A 16,299-nucleotide genomic window follows, 5' to 3' on the forward strand; every position below is an offset into this window, starting at 1 on the left:
CGCTACCGCAACCACTTCATCCACGGCTTCACCCTGGCCGACGGACTCATCGCCGCCAGCCGCGAATACACCAACCCCATCGAACACATGCGGGCCTTGAGCATCCCCACCCCCCACATCCAACGCGACTGGATCCCCTCCTGAACCCACCCAGGGGCACCCGACAGCCCGCCACCAGGTACTCCCCCACCCTGTTCCTACGCGCGAAGAGAGAATCCATGACCACGGACAACGCCCCCCGGCCCGCGGCCCGCGCCACCATCGATCTCATCACCGCCGCCTGGCACACCCAGGCCGTCCACGCGGCGGCCAAGCTGGGTCTGCCCGATCTGATCGCGTCGGGCCTCACGGGTCCCGCGGAGCTCGCCAAGGCCGCGGACGCGGACCCGGACGCCGTCCGGCGCCTGCTGCGGCTGCTGCTCCGCCTGGGCGTGGTCGACGGCGACGAGAACGGCGGCTACCGCAACACGGACGTGGGCGACATGCTCCGCGACCGGCCCGGCTCCCTGCGCGACGTGTGTCTGCTCTACGGCGAGGAGTTCTACCAGGCCTGGGGCGAGTCCGTCGAGACGTTCCGTACCGGCAAGAGCGGCTTCGAGAAGGCGTACGGACGCTCGCTCGTCGGCTATCTCGGGGAGGACCCCGACGCCGCGCAGCGCTTCCAGCGCGCCATGCAGGCCCAGGCGAACAACTTCGCCTTCGACGCGGTGCCGCAGTACATCGACTTCACCGCCGACCGGCACGTCGTCGACATCGCGGGCGGCAGCGGCCAGCTGCTGGCGACGGTCCTCGGCGCGGCGCCCGAGGCCCGCGGCACCCTGCTCGACCTGGAGCACAACATCCCCATCGCCCGCGCGCACCTGGAACAGAGCGTGGGTCTCGACCGTGCCGAGCTCGTCGCCGGGGACATGTTCACCAGCCCGATGCCGCAGGGGGCCGACACCTATCTCCTGTCCCGGGTTCTCGGCGACTGGTCGGAGGGCGACTGCGTACGCCTCCTGCGTTCCATACGCGGGGCCATGGCCCCGCACTCCCGCCTGGTGATCATCGAGATGGTCGTCCAGGACGGCAAGGCCGGCCTGCTGGCCCCGCTGTGGGACCTCCACCTGATGGTCGTCAACGGCGGTCACCAGCGCTCGATCGGCGAGTACCACGAACTGGCGGACCAGTCGGGCCTGGCCATCGAGCGTTCCGTACAACTCCCCATGGAGACCTCGGCACTGGTACTCACCGCCACGTCCGACATCCCGTCGTGACCACGGACGGCATACCGGGAGCGGGTCACGGCGCGCCCTTCATCCACGGCGTGCACACCTCGGTGGCGGCCTTCGTCGGGGACGCCCCGAGCCTGCCGGACAAGCCGGCCTTCGTCCGTCACCCGCAGGAATTCATCGAGGCGTTCTCGCCGCGCGGGACCGAAGGGGCGCCGCCCTCGTTCGTCCACGACGCCGTGCTCGGCCACTTCCGCAACGGGGGTGGCGGGGCCTGGGTCATCGGAACGGGCGACGACCCGGACCGGGTCACCGCCTACCGGGCCGCCCTCGCCAAGCTGGAGCGCCTGCCGGAGATCACCCTCGTGGTGGCGCCGGACCTGTGGCGGGTGGAGAGGGAGGCGCAGGGCGTCGCGCGGGAGATCGCCGGACACTGCGGGCGTGTGGGCCACCGGGTGGCTCTGCTGCACACCCGGCAGGGCCTCGAACCCGCCGACGTACGAAGACGTCCCTTCGAACTGCCCGAGCCGGAGGCGCAGTTCGCCGCCGTCCACTATCCGTGGATCACCGTGACCGAGGCCGACGGGCGCGAACGCCTGGTGCCGCCCTCCGGTCATGTGGCGGGCATGTGCTGCCGCGTCGACACCGAGCAAGGTGTGCACGCGATGCCCGTGGGCGCCCTGGTGGGCGTGATCAAGCACGAGCGCGAACTCACGGAGGAGGAGCGGGATTCGGTGGGCGCGCTGGGGGTGAACTGCCTGCGGTCCTTCCCGGGAAGGGGCATCCGGGTGCTCGGGGCGCGCACGCTGTCCACCGACCCCGACTGGACCGAGCTCAGCGTCCGTCGCCTGGTGAACCACGCCCGCGCCTCGCTCGAACAGGGCACTCGCTGGGCCGCCTTCGACACGAACAGCGCCCAACTGCGGGCGTTGGTGCGCCAGTCCACCGCCACGTTCCTCACGGGTCTGTGGCGCCAGGGGGTGCTGCCGGGCGTGTCCGCGGCCGAGGCGTTCGAGGTCGTCTGCGACGACACCAACAACACCCACGAGGACATGGCGCGGGGCCGGGTGAACCTCGACGTCGGCCTCGCCGTCGTACGACCGGCCGAATTCGTCACTTTCCGCGTTCAGCACGACATCGGGAACAGAATCATCTGAGGAGAGATTCCGTATGGAGATTCACTCATGCTCACAGAACCACAGACCGGGAATTAGGGCCGCCACCGATTCCCTGCTCTGTGACTCCTGCGTCAGAACCCTGGAGCACGATCTGCGCGCGCTCCCGGGCCTTCACCAGGAAGGCCTGCATCACGTCATGGCGACTTCCAGGCGCCGGAATCCGACGAAGGTTTCCGGGAGCCGCAGGCGGGACCACCTGAACGTGTCCGCACTCGACGCCCGAAGCAATATCGTCGCCATCCTGGAGTCGTGGGCGAGCTATGTCGCGGACGAACTCGGGACCACTCCCCCGACTCGCTCCGTGCCCCACCTCGCGTGTTTCCTGCTGCTCCACCTGGAGTGGCTCACGGCCCAGCCCCCGGCCCCGGACTTCGCGGAGGAGATCCGGAGCCTTCACGTCGAACTGCTCGGTGTCATCGAACCCGACCGCGCCGACGGGACCCCGCTCACCAGGCGGTGTGTGGTGGAGAGCTGCACGGGAACGATCGTCGCCGCGCCGCAGAAGAGCAGCAGCATCAGCTGTTCGGCGGGACACTCCTGGGAGATACGGGAATGGCTCGTCCTGCGGCACCTCATGGACCGCCGGCGCGAGGAGGCCGCCTAGACCTGCCCAGACCTGCCTAGATCGGACGGCTCCGCGGAACGCCCGGCCTGCTCAGCGGGAGAGAGCAGGGAAGGGCTGAGGGAGCTGAAGGGGCATTAGGCGGAGGCGGAGGCGGTCACGCACGCGCGCGGAATCCCACCGCGTGCCGCGGGCCGCCTCCGCGGACCGCTCACCTGATCTGGAGGTTGTCGAGGTACGACTCCACGTTGCGCCGCGTCTCGGGCACGCTGTCGCCACCGAACTTCTCGGCAACGGCATCGGCCAGGACGAGCGCCACCATGGCCTCGGCGACAATCCCGGCAGCCGGCACTGCACACACATCGGAACGCTGGTGATGCGCCTTCGCCGCCTCACCCGTGGCCACGTCGATGGTGGCCAACGCCCGCGGCACCGTCGCGATCGGCTTCATCGCGGCACGTACGCGCAGCAGCTCACCCGTGGTCAGACCACCCTCGGTGCCACCGGACCGGCCCGACGTGCGCTTGATGCCGTCATCCGTGGTGACGATCTCGTCGTGCGCCTTGGAACCCGGCACCCGCGCCAGATCGAAACCGTCCCCGACCTCGACACCCTTGATCGCCTGAATGCCCATGAGCGCGGCCGCCAGACGGGCATCGAGCCGCCGGTCCCAGTGCACATGCGAGCCCAACCCCACCGGCACCCCATACGCAAGGACCTCGACCACACCACCCAGCGTGTCACCGTCCTTGTGGGCCTGGTCGATCTCCGCGACCATCGCCTTCGACGCATCCGCGTCCAGGCAGCGCACCGGATCCGCATCGAGCTTCTCGACGTCGGCGGGGGTGGGGTAGACGCCGTAGGGCGCCTTCGCCGCCGCCAGCTCCGTGACGTGCGAGACGATCTCGATCCCCGCCGTCTCCTTCAAGTACGAACGAGCCACCGCACCAAGCGCCACCCGCGCCGCGGTCTCACGCGCCGAAGCACGCTCCAGCACCGGACGCGCCTCGTCGAACCCGTACTTCTGCATCCCCGCCAGATCCGCGTGACCGGGCCGCGGCCGGGTCAGCGGCGCATTGCGCGCCAGATCGGCCAAAACCGCCGGATCCACCGGATCGGCCGACATGACCTGCTCCCACTTGGGCCACTCCGTATTGCCCACCATCACCGCGATCGGCGAACCCATGCTCAGCCCGTGCCGCACACCACCCAGGAACGTGACCTCATCACGCTCGAACTTCATCCGCGCACCACGGCCATACCCCAGCCGCCGCCGCGCCAGATGATCCGCCACCATCTCCGTCGTGATCGGCACGCCGGCGGGAAGACCCTCCAACGTCGCGACAAGCGCGGGTCCGTGCGACTCCCCCGCGGTCAGCCAACGCAACCTGCTCAACGGTGTGCTCCTTCGCCTGCGCCCGGGAACAGGCGTCGCAGCTCGTCGTGGAAGTCCGGGAAGGTCTTCGCCACACAGACCGGGTCGTCCAGCGAGATCGTGCCGGGAACCGCGAGTCCGAGGACGGAGAACGACATCGCGATCCGGTGGTCGCGGTGGCACGCGATACGCGTGGGACGCGGCATTCCGGGCCGGACGGTGATCCAGTCCGTCCCTTCGGACGTCTCGATGCCGCAGGCCCTCAGGTTCTCCGCCATGGCGGCGACCCGGTCGGACTCCTTCAGCCGCGCGTGCGCGACACCGCGGATCGTGATGGGGGCGTCGGCGAGCGGCGCGATGGCGGCGAGGGTCATGAACGTGTCGGAGATCTCGCCCATGTCCACGGTGAAGCCGCCACGCAGCGGGCCGGTGCCCGACACGGTGGTGGCCGTCGGCCCCACCCGCACCTCGGCGCCCGCCTGTTGGAGGACCTCGACGAAGCGGAGGTCGCCCTGCAGACTGTCGGTGCCCAGACCGGGCACGGTGACGGAACGTCCGGTGACGGCCGCCGCGGCGAAGATGTACGAGGCGGAGGACGCGTCGGGTTCGACCACGACGTCCGTCGCGTCGTACGCGCCCGGCGGGACGCGCAGGGTGCCGTCCGCGCTCTCCTCGACCCGGGCTCCGAAGCGCCGCATCAGGGCCACCGTCATGTCGACGTACGGACGGCTGACCAGGCTTCCCGTGCGGACCTCGAGGCCGCGGCGCATCAGCGGGGCCGCCATCAGCAGCCCGCTCAGATACTGGCTGCTCAGCGACGAGTCGACCGAGAGCTCGCCGCCCTCGATGCCGTGCGCGCGGATCAGCAGAGGGAGCCCGTTGCCCGGGCCGGGCTCCAGGTCGGCGCCGAGGGCGCGGAGCGCCTCGATCAGGGGGCGCTGCGGGCGGGCGCGCAGCTGGGAGGAGCCGTCGAAGAGGAAGGTGCCGTGGCCGGTGGCGGCGAACGGGGGCAGGAAGCGGGCCGCCGTCCCCGCGTCGGCGCACCACGGCCGGGCGGGGCCCGTGGGTCCGCGTCCCGTGCCCGTCACTTGCCAGAACTCGTCGTCGGGGCCGCTCGTCACCGGGATGCCGGACACGCCGAGTGCCTCGCGGAACGCGACCGTGTCCTCGCTGACGAGCGGGGCGCGGAGGGTGCTCGTGCCGTCGGCGGCGGCGGCCAGCAGAAGCAGTCGGTTGGTCAGACTCTTCGATCCCGGTACGCGGGCGGCCAGGCCGGTGCCCGGCTCCTTCTCCGTGATCACGCGGGTGCCTCCATGCGGTGCGGCGGGGGGGTGAGGGCCGGGGAGCGCTCTTGGGGGAAGGAGCTCCCCGGCCCGGTCAGAGGGGGTTGAGGGGGTCACATCAGGACCAGGGCGTCAGACCTGTGGTCACAGGACCAAGGCGTCAGGCCCGTGGTCCCTTCACCATTCGAGCAGGGCGAGGCCCGCGGCCATGCCGCCGCCGAAGCCCGCGAGCAGGATCAGGTCGCCGGGCCGGAAGGCCCCTCCCCGGGCGGCGGCGTCCAGCGTGATGGGGATGGAGGCCGCGCCGGTGTTCCCGTACCGCTCCAGGGTCAGGTGCGTGGTGGCCCGGGACAGCGCCAGGTCCTCGATCACCGTGTCCAGCATGACGCCGTTGGCCTGGTGCGGCACGAAGTGCGCGATGTCGTCCGGCACCACGCCGGCCTCGTGCAGGAACTGCTTGGTCAGCTGCGGCAGTTGCTCCACCACGAACCGGCGCACCTCGCGCCCGTCCATCGCGAAGTACTGCAGGCCCGCGTCGAGGACCGCCTGGTCGGCGGGCTGCCGGCTGCCGCCCGCGGGCACCTGGATCAGCCCGGCGAGCTCGCCGACGGTGTGCAGGGCGACGTGCCGCACCCGCGCCCCGGCGCCGCGCCCGTCGCCGGCCGGGCCGAGGACCATCGCGCCGGCCCCGTCCCCGAACAGCACCACCGTCTTGCGGTCGGCCGGGTTCAGGATCCGTGAGTAGACGTCCGCGCCGATCACCAGCGCGTGACCGCCCTGGCGGGCCAGCATGCCCTCGACCACCGACAGCGCGAACACGCTGCCCGAGCAGACCGCGTTCACGTCGAACGCCGCCGCCCCGGCGGCACCGAGCTGCTGCTGCACATAGACCGCGGTGGGCGGCTGCGGCCGGTCCGGTGTGGACGTCGCCACCACGATCAGCGACAGCTGGCCCACGGTGATGCCCGCCGACTCCAGCGCCGCCCGCCCGGCCGCCACCGCGAGATCGGAGGTGGCCTGGCCGGGCGCGGCCCAGCGCCGCTCCCGGATCGCGGTCTTGCGCTCGATCCACTCGCCGTCGACGCCGGCCGGCGCGCCGACCTCGTCATTGGAGACGATACGGTCCGGCACATAGGCGCCCGTACCCAGAACTGCGATATCGGCTGCGATACCGGTCATTCGCCTGCCCCACCCTCAACACGACGTGAATGGATCCTGCCTGTGTCCGGCGCCCGGACGGCGCCTCCGCACTCGCGCGCGGCGTGCGGGGGCGGCACCGACCGGCCGCCCCCGCACCTCCGTACTCGCACGGTGCCGTTACCGCCGCTCGTAGATCCGCTTGTGACCGCGCAGGGCGGCCAGCCGGAACGCGCCGCCGGTCTGCACCGGCGTGGGGTGGTCCCCGCCGTCGGTGGGGAAGGACCGCTCGTGCAGCTCGCGGTAACCGGCGTAGTCCAGCGGCTTGCGCTGCTCGATGACCCGCTGGTGCTCGGCGGTGCGCAGCTGCTCGCGGTAGCCGGCCACGACCTCGCCGGCGAAGAACTCCGCGACACTGCCCGAGCCGTAGCTCAGGAAGCCGATCGAGCGGCCGGTCAGGTCGTCGGCCTGGTCCAGGAGCGCGGCCAGGCCCAGGTACACGGAGGCGGTGTAGCTGTTGCCGATGACCCTGTTGTACGCCGTGGTCAGGCCGAGGTGCCCCTCGATGACGTCCTTGTCGGTGTCGTGGCCGCAGTAGTTGAGCAGGTGGCGGTGCGCCTTGTAGGCCATCTTGGTGAACGGCTGGTGGTAGCAGAACGCCGCGAAGTCGTCCAGGGAGCGGCCGCCCTGCTCGCTGTAGTCCTTCCAGCAGCCCTCGACCGCCTGGAGATACGCGTTGATCGACTCCTGGCCGTCCACGAGTGCCGCGTCCCGGTAGTTGGGCCGCCAGAAGTCCATGACGTCCGCGGTGAACAGCCCCGAGGGGCCGTCGATCCGCACCAGCGCCGGATCCGCGCTCACCAGCATCGCCACCGCCGCGGCGCCCTGGGTGGCCTCGCCGGGGCTGTCCAGTTCGTACTTGGACACGTCGCTGGCGATCACGAGGACCTGCTGGGAGGGGTCCCGTGCCACCAGGCCCAGCGCGAACTGCAGACCGGCGGTCGCTCCGTAACAGGCCTGCTTCAGCTCCACGACCCGCGCCGCCGACGGCAGCCCGAGCAGCGAATGGACGTACACGCCGCCCGACTTGGCCTGGTCGATGGAGGACTCGGTGGCGAAGACCACCGTGCGGATCTTCTCGCTGCCGTGCCGGGCGACGATCGGCGCGGCGGCCGCGGCGCCGAGCGTCACGATGTCCTCGTCGGCGGCCGGGACGCTCATCGACTCCTGGCCGATGCCGATGTGGTACTTGCCGATCTCCGTGCCGTTGTACTCGGCGAGCGCCGTATGCGGCAGCACGAACTCCGTCGTCGCGAACGACAGATCGTGAATCCCTATGCCTGAACCACTGGCCATGCCCTACACACCGACCTTTTCCGTCTTGTTGTCGCGCTCCAACTGGACATGTGCACGCATCAGTTCGCCGGGGTTCGTCTGTGCCGCGAGCAGTGAGAGCTCGCCGCACAGGACGGTCGCGGCCGCGATCACGGCGAGCCGGCGGGCGTTCTCGCCGGGCTCGCGCTCGACGCGGCAGCCGAGCCGGGCGAGGTTGGTCTCGACGAACTCGATGCCCTTGCCGTTGCCCACCGTGCCCACGATCAGGTTGGGCAGCGTGCAGGCGAAGTAGAGGTCGCCGTCGCGGTCCTCGGCCATGGTGACGCCCTGGGAGCCCTCGACGATGTTGGCCGCGTCCTGGCCGGTGGCGAGGTAGAAGCCGAGCAGCATGTTGGCGTAGTGGGCGTTCGCCGAGCGGATGCCGCCGGCGAGCAGCGTGCCGAGCATGTTCTTGCGGATGTTCAGCTGGACGACCTTGGCGGCCGTCGTGTGCAGGACGTCGGTGACGACGTCGCGGGGGATCAGGAGCTCCGTGACCACGTTCTTGCCGCGGCCGAGGATGCCGTTGATCGCGGTGGCCTTCTTGTCCGTGCAGTAGTTGCCGGAGATCGAGCCGTAGGCGATGCCCGGGATGGTGTCGAGGAGGTGCTTGAGGAGCGCGTCGGACGCGAGCGTCGCCATGTTGTGCCCGGACGCGTCACCGGTGGTGAACTCGAACCGGATGAACAGCAGGTTGGCGTTGATCTCGTGCCGGATGTTGATGAGCTGGGCGAACCGGCTGCAGCCGCGCACCACTTCGCGCAGTTCGTCGATGCGGGCGTCGATGGCGCGGGCGGCCACGTACGCGGTCTGCGCGTCGGTCGCCTCGACGAGCACGGAGCGGGTCATCCGCTCGTCGACGAGGGTGGCGACGATGCCGTTCTCGGCGAGCATGGAGACCTTGGCGCCGCGGCCCACGGAGGGCCACAGCGGTGTCTCGTAGGTGGCGAGGGGGACCTGGGTCTCGGTGGTGGCGACGTTGCCGGAGATGCGCAGGGGGCCCACCCAGCGCATCGGGACGCCGGCGATCGCGTGTGTCTCGGTCATCGGGTGGATCCCGTCAGTTCGTGGGCGGCCTGTACGGAGCGGGAGCGCTGCGCGAACGGCGCCGTGTCGATGCCTCGGTCGGCGCAGAAGTCACGGAGTTCGCCGTGGATGAGCAGGTCGCAGCGGGTCAGTTCGGCGGGGGTGCGGGCGCCGAGCATGGTCTGCAGCGCGGCGAGCTGGTCGAGCCACGTCGAGATCTGCGCGATCAGCGCGGAGACGCCCTCGTCCTTCAGGGTGCGGAGGAATCCGCCGGACGCGCCGACGCCGGACGCGCCGAGGGCCAGCGCGCGGGCGACGTCGAGGGCGTTGCGCACTCCGCCGGAGGCGAGCACGGGGATGCCGACGTCCTGGTTGTCGAGGAGGCAGGCCGCGGTGGACTGTCCCCAGCCGTGCATGAACGCGTACTCGCCGAGTTCGCGCCGGCCGTTCTCGATGCGGGCGAAGTCGGTGCCGCCGCGGCCGCCGAGGTCCGCGACCCGGACGCCGAGGCTCTCGATGAGCAGGACGGTCTCACGGCTGAGGCCGTTGCCGACCTCCTTGACGATGACGGGGACCTCGACGGCCGCCGCGATCTTCTCGATCTGCGGGACCCAGGAGGAGAACGACCGGTCGCCCTCCGGCATGGGCGTTTCCTGCGCGGTGTTGATGTGGATCTGCAGGGCGTCGGCCCGTACGAGGTCGATGGCGCGCTGCACCTTGTCGACCGAGGCGGTCGCGTTGACGTTGGCCAGGACGAAGCCGTCGGGGTTCTCCTTGCGCAGCACGCTGAACGTGTCGGCGCAGGACGGGTCCTTGAAGTACGCGCTCATGGACCCGGACGCGACGGCCACGCCGGTCTCGCGGGCGGCGATGGCGAGGTCCCTGTTGATGATGCCGGTGCTGACGCTGCCGCCGGTCATCGCGTTGATGTAGAGCGGCACCGGCCAGGAGATGCCGGCGAAGGTCGTGGCCAGGGACACGTCGGGCCGGTCGATGCCGGCCAGGGCGTGGTGGACGAACGACACCTCGTCGAACTGGTTGTGTCCGCTGTGCTGCCGCTGGTGCTCGACGGCGAGGCGGACGTGGTCGTCCTTGCGTTGAGAGATCATTCTTCGTTCCCTTCCATGGCGGGACGGATCGGCAAGGGCCGCACCCCCGCCGTGGTCCACCGTTTCCGTACGTGGGCGATGTCCGGTGCCGCTTCGGCGTCGAGCAGGGCGATGCCGCAGTCGCCGCCGCCCGCCCCGGAGGGCTTGGCGGCGCCGCCGACCGCTTCGGCGGCGTCGCACAGCGCGGTCAGCCGGGGGGTGAAGATGCCGAGCCCGGCTTCTTCGTCGATGCGCGTCAACTCCCGTCGGGCGCGGCGGATCTGGCGCAGCAGGCCGTCGTGGTCGGCGCGGTGCAGTGCGTCGGCCGAGGCGTGCACGAAGTCGTTGCTGGTCTCCACGAACCTCCGGTGGGAGGCGCTGCCCCGCCAGGTCTTCCGGTCGAGGCCGGAGACGAGGGACGAGGTGGAGGCGGGTGTCCCGGTCCAGCCGACTTCGAGTGAGAGGGCCGCGGGGTGCGGCAGCGGGTGTACTTCGTTGCCGGGCCAGGGCACGCGCAGGGCCTCTTCGACGCCCGCTCTGCCGGCCAGGTCGAGGACGGCGGCCCGGTCGGGTGCCCGGTAGGTGATCCAGCCGCCCCAGGTGCCGGCGGCGAGGTCACCGCCGGATGCCCGGGGTTCGAGGGCGGCCGTGGCGAGCATCGCGAGGCGGTAGCGGGCGCCGCGCGTCAGGTGGAGGCCGCAGTGGTCGGCCATGGCGGCGACGGTCGCCACGACGACGGCGCCGCTGGACCCGAAGCCGAACTTGGTGCCGTTGTCGTGCAGTTCGCTGCTGACCGAGATGTCGAGCGCGGGCTCGGGCAGGCCGCGTTCGGCGAGCAGCCGGCCGACGGTCTCGACGGCCGCCGCCACGTGGGCGAAGCTCTCGCGGAGCAGTTGTCCGTCCCGCGGTTCCGCCCCGTCGAGCCGGCCGTCCCGCCATCGGCAGTGTGCCGGGCGCGGGGCGAGGTCGGAGGAGAGTACGACGCCGGGTTCGCCGGGGTCGGACACGGTGACGGTGACGTACCGGTCGACGGCGACCAGGATCGCGGGGTTGCCCGGCTCCACGACCGCGTACTCGCCTGCGACGAACAGCTTGCCCGGCGCGCGCCGGACGACCGTCGGCCGACGGGTCACCGGCCGTCCTCGGTCAGCAGCCGGGCTCCGGGGCCGGGGCGGGCGATATGGACGGCGCCGCCCTGCGCGGCGGCGCGCACGGCGTCGGCGACCCGGTCCGCGTCGGCGGCGCGGCAGAGCACCTTGACGTTCGGCCCGGCGTCCATGGTGGCGTAGGCGGCCACGCCGTCGCGTCTGAGCTGCAGCACGCTGTCGAGGACGGTGAGCGAGGCCGGTGACATGTAGCGCACGGCGGGGCGGGCCGCGAGCATCGTGGCGTGCATGCCGAGCGCGTTGCGTTCGGCGATCTCGCCGACCGCTTCGAGGTCGCCGCGGCCGAGTGCCCCGCGCATGTCGGCCAGGTCGTCCTTGCTGGAGGCGGCCCACGGCTCGTAGAGCGGCGAGGTGTCGACGGTGCGTCGCATGGCGGCGCGGCTGGACACGTCCTTGGGTCCGGCGTTGACGACGGCGACGACCAGGGCGGGGTCGAGGGGTGCGGTGGGTACCGGCTCGGCGTACGAGCTCAGGTCGGCTTCCTCGTCGGTGCCGGTCTCCCGGCCCGCGTGCCAGACCACGAAGTCCCCGAAGAGGGAGCGGGAGGCCGATCCTGAGCCGCGCCGGGCGAGGCGCGACAGCGCGATGGCGTCGAGGTCGAGGCCGTAGGCGGCGGCCGCCGCCACCGCCAGGGCGGCGAAGCCGCTCGCGGAGGACGCGAGGCCCGCCCCGGTGGGCACGGTGTTCTCGGTGTCGACGACGGCCCGGTGGGTGACGCCGGACCGCTCGCGCACCAGGTCGAGGAAGGTGACGATGCGCTGCCGCGCCTCGCCTTCCGCCGGTGTGCCGCCGAGCGTCACCTCGTCGTGGTCGGCCCCGGGGGCCTGCCGGACGCGGGTGGTCGTCGGGAAGATGTCCAGGGTCATGGAGAGGCTGTCGGTGCGCGGCAGGATGAGCCGCTCGTCGCGCTTGCCCCAGTACTTGATGAGTGCGATGTTCGGGTGCGCGACGGCGGTCGCGGTGCCCGCCGTGTCCTTCGGTGCCGTTCGCACCGCGGTGGCCCGCTGTTCAGCGCCCATGACCGGCAAACCCCCTCAGCGGTACGACCCATGTCTGTACGGCGCCGGCTTCGTGCAGTTGCCGGGTCACCGCGCTCGCCTGCTCCGATTGGGTCAGCGCGAGGACGCAGCCGCCCATGCCGCCTCCGGTGATCTTGGCGCCGAGGCTGCCCGCGGCGACCGCGCCGTCGACCAGCGCGTCGATGCGCTCGGTGCTCAACCCGGCGGCGCGCAGCAGTTCGTGATACTCCGTCATGCGGGAGCCCAGCTCTTCGGGCTTGCCGTCGGCCAGGGCGTGCCGGGCCTCGTCGGTCAGCTCGGTCGCGCGGCGCACGAACCGCTCCTGTGCCCCTTCGTGGCGCTGGAAGCCCTCGCGCAGCAGGCCGACGGCGTCCTTGGTGCGGCCCACTTCGCCGCTGTCGGCGACGATGAACAACGCCTCGCAGCCGATGGGCAGTTCCTCCGACCGGCCCTGCTGGAACAGGAGCGGTCCGGGGGCGCCGACGGCGGTGGCGTCGACGCCGCTGGCGCGGCCGTGGGCCACGTTCTCGGCGGTCTGCACCAGGTCGAAGGCGGTCTGCGGGGTGACCTCGCGGTCGAAGAGGTCGGCGAGCGCGAAGACGACGGCCCGCGCGCATGCCGCGCTGGAGCCGAGTCCGCGGCCCGGCGGGATGGCGCAGTCGAGGATCACGTCGAGGTGCACGTCCTCGGCGACGTTCATGGTTGTCCGGAATTCGGCGGTCAGCCGCCGCAGCCAGTCGGAGGCCTGGGTGGCGACGGGGCGCGAGGCGGAGCCGGTCATCGTCAGAGACACGTCGCCGGTGTCACCCGGGGCCCTGGCCGACCAGCCGGCGCTCGCCGTGACCGTGAGCTGGGGCACCGGGAGCGCGAGTGCGGGAGCACCGTAGACCACCGCGTGCTCCCCCAGCAGAATGGTCTTCGCATGGGCGCGGCCGATTCCGACCGAGCGGGCCCGACGTATTTCTGACACCCCCTCCGCCGAGGTCGGTGGCGTCAACGCACTCAGCTCCCTTTGTCTTTTCTGCATGGAGATCGCATCATCCAGATTTCTAGGAAGGAATGAAGCAGGCCGGGTGGCGTCCGAACCCCGACCGGTCCAGAGAAAAGGGCCTGCGGAGAGGCATCGAATCGCCCCTCCGCAAGCCCTTGGAATGCCCGCCCCGGCGGGCGGAGCGCTGTCAGCCGTCGGAACGCAGCAGCTTCTCCACGCGCTTCTGCCACTGGTAGTACGACGCGATCTTGTGGTACTCGCCCTTCGGCGTCGACGCGATGCCGTAGACGTAGTTGCGGCCCTCGGTGTCGTACGGCGCGGTCTTGATGAGCCGCTCGAACGTCGGGGCGAGGTCCACCGGGAGGCCCAGCGGTTCCGGCGTCATGACGGAGTACGTGAACCGGTTGATCTTCGGCGAGTCCCAGCTCAGGGTGACGTAGATGACGAAGGAGCGCTCGCAGAACTTGAGGAGCTCCTCGCTCGGCGCCGCGAGGCCGAGCTCGCCGAGGATCGCCCGGACGCCCTTCTCCTCGAAGACCTCGGCCGGCACGCGGTCGCCCACGCCACCGCCGAAGTAGAGGTTCATGGTGCGCTTCGAGTAGTCGATCCCGACCGTGCTGACCATGTCGGCGATCCCCCACTTCTCGAAGAAGTCGCGGTTCGCGGCGACGGCCTCCGGTATGGACGGGAGCTTGACCAGCTCGGAGACCTTCCCGAGGTTCTCGGCGCTGGGGAAGGACCAGGTCTTCGTGAAGCCGCCTGCGACACCGAAGTCGACGCCGCAGCTGGTGATGGGGAGGTTCTGGTGGACCTCCTGAAGCAGGCTCCCGACGGGGTGGTCCGTCTTCGGGGTCAGGCCGTGCTCCAGGGCGCGGGCATATGGGTCGAGGCCCTTGGGGAGCATCGTGAAGCGGCAGTCGAGATCGTCCGCGCTGCTTCCGGTGGAAGCCCGGAAGGAGATCACGGAATCCGCGATCACGTCCTGGAAGGCATTCAGGATGGGCCACACCTTGTCGTGCGAAGCGGTGACGTCCACCACCTGAGCCGTCTTCTCGATGATCGAGTAAAGCTCTGTCAGGTCGGCGCTTTCCGACATGGTTCCTCCACGGATCGAATGATCGAATTTGGCGAATTCGCCGGTCAACATCACAACTTAAGGTCGTCAATCCCCCCACCGCCCGCGAAAATCGCAGCAAAAAGGGAGGGGACACCATCACGCGATGGAATGCGAAGGGGAATCGGTACTGCGTCGAGCCGCGGACTCGGCCTCGCCGGTACGAACCGGCGGCTACGGCACTCGACCCACGGCCTCGCGGCGGGTTTTGGGCAGAGTCGGCGTGCAGAAATAGTGACACGGGCGGCGCCTTCGAGCCAAGGCCTCCCTGAAGTGACCCGGGTCACATGCTCGTGAAGTCGCGCCGGGGCCCCGCCAGTTGGACGGGGCCCCGGTCGGTGCGGCTCAGACGTACTGGCAGAGGTCCCTCTGGAGGAACGACCCGTGCCCCGCGCGGCCCGTGTACACGCGGTCGTCGATCACCGGCACGCCCCGGGACAGCACCGTCTCCACGCGTCCCGTCACCCTCTTGCCCTCGTAGGCCGAGTAGTCGACGTTCATGTGGTGCGTCTGCGCGGAGATGGTCTGTTCGGCGTGCGGGTCGTAGATGACGATGTCGGCGTCGGCGCCCGGGGCGATGGTGCCCTTCTTCGGGTAGAGGCCGAACATCCTGGCCGGTGTCGCGCAGGCGACCTCGATCCAGCGGCGCCTGCTGATGTGCCCCTCCACGACCGCCTGGTGCAGCAGGTCCATGCGGTGCTCCACGCCCGGCATGCCGTTCGGGATCTTCGAGAAGTCGTCCCGGCCCAGCTCCTTCTGCCCCTTGAAGCAGAACGGGCAGTGGTCCGTGGAGACCACCTGGAGGTCGTTCGTCCGCAGTCCGCGCCACAGCACCTCCTGGTGCTCCCGCGGCCGCAGCGGGGTCGAGCAGACGTACTTCGCGCCTTCGAAGTCGGGCTCCGCGAGGTTGTCGGTCGACAGGAAGAGGTACTGCGGACAGGTCTCGCCGAAGACCGGGAGTCCCTCGTCCCTGGCCCTGGTCAGTTCGGCGACGGCCTCCCGCGCCGACACGTGCACCACGTACAGCGGCGCGCCCGCCACCTGGCTCAGCTTGATGACCCGGTGCGTCGCCTCCGCCTCGAGCAGCGCCTTCCTGACCTCGCCGTGGTGGCGGGGGTCCCGTTCGCCGCGCGCCAGCGCCTGTTCCACCAGGACGTCGATGGCGAGTCCGTTCTCCGCGTGCGCCATCACGAGACCGCCGTTCGCGCCGGCGCGCTGCATCGCCCGGAGGATCTGCCCGTCGTCGGAGAAGAAGACGCCCGGGTAGGCGGTGAACAGCTTGAACGAGGTGACGCCGGAGGAGACGAGGGTGTCCATCTCCTTGAGCGAGGACTCGTTCACATCGGACATGATCATGTGGAAGCCGTAGTCGACCGCGCACCGCCCGGCCGCCTTCTCGTGCCATGCGTCGAGCCCCTCCGCGAGCGTGCCGCCCTTGGGCTGGATCGCGAAGTCGACGATGGTGGTGGTGCCGCCCCAGGCCGCGGCGCGGGTGCCGGTCTCGAAGGTGTCCGACGCGAGGGTGCCGCCGAACGGCATCTCCATGTGCGTGTGGGCGTCGACGCCGCCCGGGACGACGTACTTCCCGGTGGCGTCGAGCACACGGGCGGCGGTCCACCCGTGGCTGCCCGGAGTGGCCAGCGCCGCGACCTTGCCGTCCACCACCAGGACGTCGGCGGACAGTTCGTCGGAGGCCGTGACGACCAGGCCGCCGGTGATCAGAGTGCGGTTGCTCATGTGGTGCGCTCCCTTTCCTGCGGGCCTGCGAGGTCCTT

General features: G+C 70.7%; 15 protein-coding genes. 4 read left to right on the top strand and 11 right to left on the bottom strand.

Going from position 1 to position 16,299, the window contains the following annotated elements; all coding sequences use genetic code 11:
* The 4 genes from ACZ56E_RS40080 to ACZ56E_RS40095 all read left to right on the top strand — a co-directional run.
* On the top strand, positions 1 to 144 hold a 144-nt coding region (locus ACZ56E_RS40080; protein WP_471221946.1), incomplete at its 5' end, for a PhzA/PhzB family protein.
* A gap of 74 nt (positions 145 to 218) precedes the next feature.
* Positions 219 to 1,256: a methyltransferase gene (locus ACZ56E_RS40085; protein ID WP_471221909.1), complete on the top strand. Its 1,038-nt coding sequence runs from the start codon at positions 219 to 221 to the stop codon at positions 1,254 to 1,256.
* On the top strand, positions 1,253 to 2,368 hold the full coding sequence (locus ACZ56E_RS40090; RefSeq protein ID WP_471221910.1) for a phage tail sheath family protein: 1,116 nt from the start codon (positions 1,253 to 1,255) through the stop codon (positions 2,366 to 2,368). The genes ACZ56E_RS40085 and ACZ56E_RS40090 overlap by 4 nt, the downstream gene beginning before the upstream one ends.
* Positions 2,369 to 2,591: 223 nt before the next feature.
* A complete protein-coding gene (locus ACZ56E_RS40095; protein ID WP_471221911.1) occupies positions 2,592 to 2,993 on the top strand; it encodes a hypothetical protein in 402 nt (133 codons plus the stop codon).
* A 169-nt stretch (positions 2,994 to 3,162) separates the two neighbouring features.
* Here ACZ56E_RS40095 and aroC read toward each other — a convergent pair whose 3' ends face one another.
* The 11 genes from aroC to hydA form a co-directional block, all read right to left on the bottom strand.
* On the bottom strand, positions 3,163 to 4,347 hold the full coding sequence (aroC, locus tag ACZ56E_RS40100) for a chorismate synthase (protein ID WP_471221912.1): 1,185 nt from the start codon (positions 4,345 to 4,347) through the stop codon (positions 3,163 to 3,165).
* Positions 4,344 to 5,627: a 3-phosphoshikimate 1-carboxyvinyltransferase gene (aroA, locus tag ACZ56E_RS40105; protein WP_471221913.1), complete on the bottom strand. Its 1,284-nt coding sequence runs from the start codon at positions 5,625 to 5,627 to the stop codon at positions 4,344 to 4,346. The genes aroC and aroA overlap by 4 nt, the downstream gene beginning before the upstream one ends.
* A 159-nt stretch (positions 5,628 to 5,786) precedes the next feature.
* Positions 5,787 to 6,788, bottom strand: coding sequence for a 3-oxoacyl-ACP synthase III family protein (locus ACZ56E_RS40110; RefSeq protein ID WP_471221914.1), 1,002 nt, complete (start codon positions 6,786 to 6,788; stop codon positions 5,787 to 5,789).
* A 138-nt stretch (positions 6,789 to 6,926) separates the two neighbouring features.
* Positions 6,927 to 8,102 carry a hydroxymethylglutaryl-CoA synthase gene (locus ACZ56E_RS40115; protein WP_471221915.1) on the bottom strand — a complete coding sequence of 392 codons (1,176 nt, stop codon included), beginning with the start codon at positions 8,100 to 8,102 and terminating at the stop codon, positions 6,927 to 6,929.
* Positions 8,103 to 8,105: 3 nt separating this feature from the next.
* Complete coding sequence (locus tag ACZ56E_RS40120) at positions 8,106 to 9,167, bottom strand: hydroxymethylglutaryl-CoA reductase (RefSeq protein WP_362989245.1); 1,062 nt, start codon at positions 9,165 to 9,167, stop codon at positions 8,106 to 8,108.
* On the bottom strand, positions 9,164 to 10,255 hold the full coding sequence (gene fni / locus ACZ56E_RS40125; protein ID WP_471221916.1) for a type 2 isopentenyl-diphosphate Delta-isomerase: 1,092 nt from the start codon (positions 10,253 to 10,255) through the stop codon (positions 9,164 to 9,166). The genes ACZ56E_RS40120 and fni overlap by 4 nt, the downstream gene beginning before the upstream one ends.
* The gene (locus ACZ56E_RS40130; protein ID WP_471221917.1) at positions 10,252 to 11,367 is read right to left on the bottom strand and encodes a phosphomevalonate kinase; all 1,116 of its coding nucleotides are present in this window, start codon (positions 11,365 to 11,367) and stop codon (positions 10,252 to 10,254) included. Before ACZ56E_RS40130 ends, fni begins: the two co-directional genes overlap by 4 nt.
* Complete coding sequence (gene mvaD / locus ACZ56E_RS40135; protein WP_471221918.1) at positions 11,364 to 12,419, bottom strand: diphosphomevalonate decarboxylase; 1,056 nt, start codon at positions 12,417 to 12,419, stop codon at positions 11,364 to 11,366. Before mvaD ends, ACZ56E_RS40130 begins: the two co-directional genes overlap by 4 nt.
* Positions 12,409 to 13,389, bottom strand: a complete 981-nt coding sequence (gene mvk, locus ACZ56E_RS40140) for a mevalonate kinase (protein ID WP_471221919.1) — start codon at positions 13,387 to 13,389, stop codon at positions 12,409 to 12,411. The genes mvaD and mvk overlap by 11 nt, the downstream gene beginning before the upstream one ends.
* 208 nt (positions 13,390 to 13,597) lie before the next feature.
* A complete protein-coding gene (locus ACZ56E_RS40145) occupies positions 13,598 to 14,506 on the bottom strand; it encodes an aromatic prenyltransferase (RefSeq protein ID WP_471221920.1) in 909 nt (302 codons plus the stop codon).
* A 363-nt stretch (positions 14,507 to 14,869) separates the two neighbouring features.
* Positions 14,870 to 16,261, bottom strand: coding sequence for a dihydropyrimidinase (hydA, locus tag ACZ56E_RS40150; RefSeq protein WP_471221921.1), 1,392 nt, complete (start codon positions 16,259 to 16,261; stop codon positions 14,870 to 14,872).
* Between the last annotated feature and the right edge of the window lie 38 nt (positions 16,262 to 16,299).

This window comes from Streptomyces sp. NPDC039480 (genome assembly GCF_055597165.1).

Bases quoted from the DNA above. Each gene is read 5' to 3' on its own strand.
- ACZ56E_RS40115 (WP_471221915.1), bottom strand. From the start codon at position 8,102: ATGGCCAGTGGTTCAGGCATAGGGATTCACGATCTGTCGTTCGCGACG.
- fni (WP_471221916.1), bottom strand. From the start codon at position 10,255: ATGATCTCTCAACGCAAGGACGACCACGTCCGCCTCGCCGTCGAGCAC.
- ACZ56E_RS40145 (WP_471221920.1), bottom strand. From the start codon at position 14,506: ATGTCGGAAAGCGCCGACCTGACAGAGCTTTACTCGATCATCGAGAAG.
- ACZ56E_RS40110 (WP_471221914.1), bottom strand. From the start codon at position 6,788: ATGACCGGTATCGCAGCCGATATCGCAGTTCTGGGTACGGGCGCCTAT.
- ACZ56E_RS40120 (WP_362989245.1), bottom strand. From the start codon at position 9,167: ATGACCGAGACACACGCGATCGCCGGCGTCCCGATGCGCTGGGTGGGC.
- ACZ56E_RS40085 (WP_471221909.1), top strand. From the start codon at position 219: ATGACCACGGACAACGCCCCCCGGCCCGCGGCCCGCGCCACCATCGAT.
- hydA (WP_471221921.1), bottom strand. From the start codon at position 16,261: ATGAGCAACCGCACTCTGATCACCGGCGGCCTGGTCGTCACGGCCTCC.
- mvaD (WP_471221918.1), bottom strand. From the start codon at position 12,419: ATGGGCGCTGAACAGCGGGCCACCGCGGTGCGAACGGCACCGAAGGAC.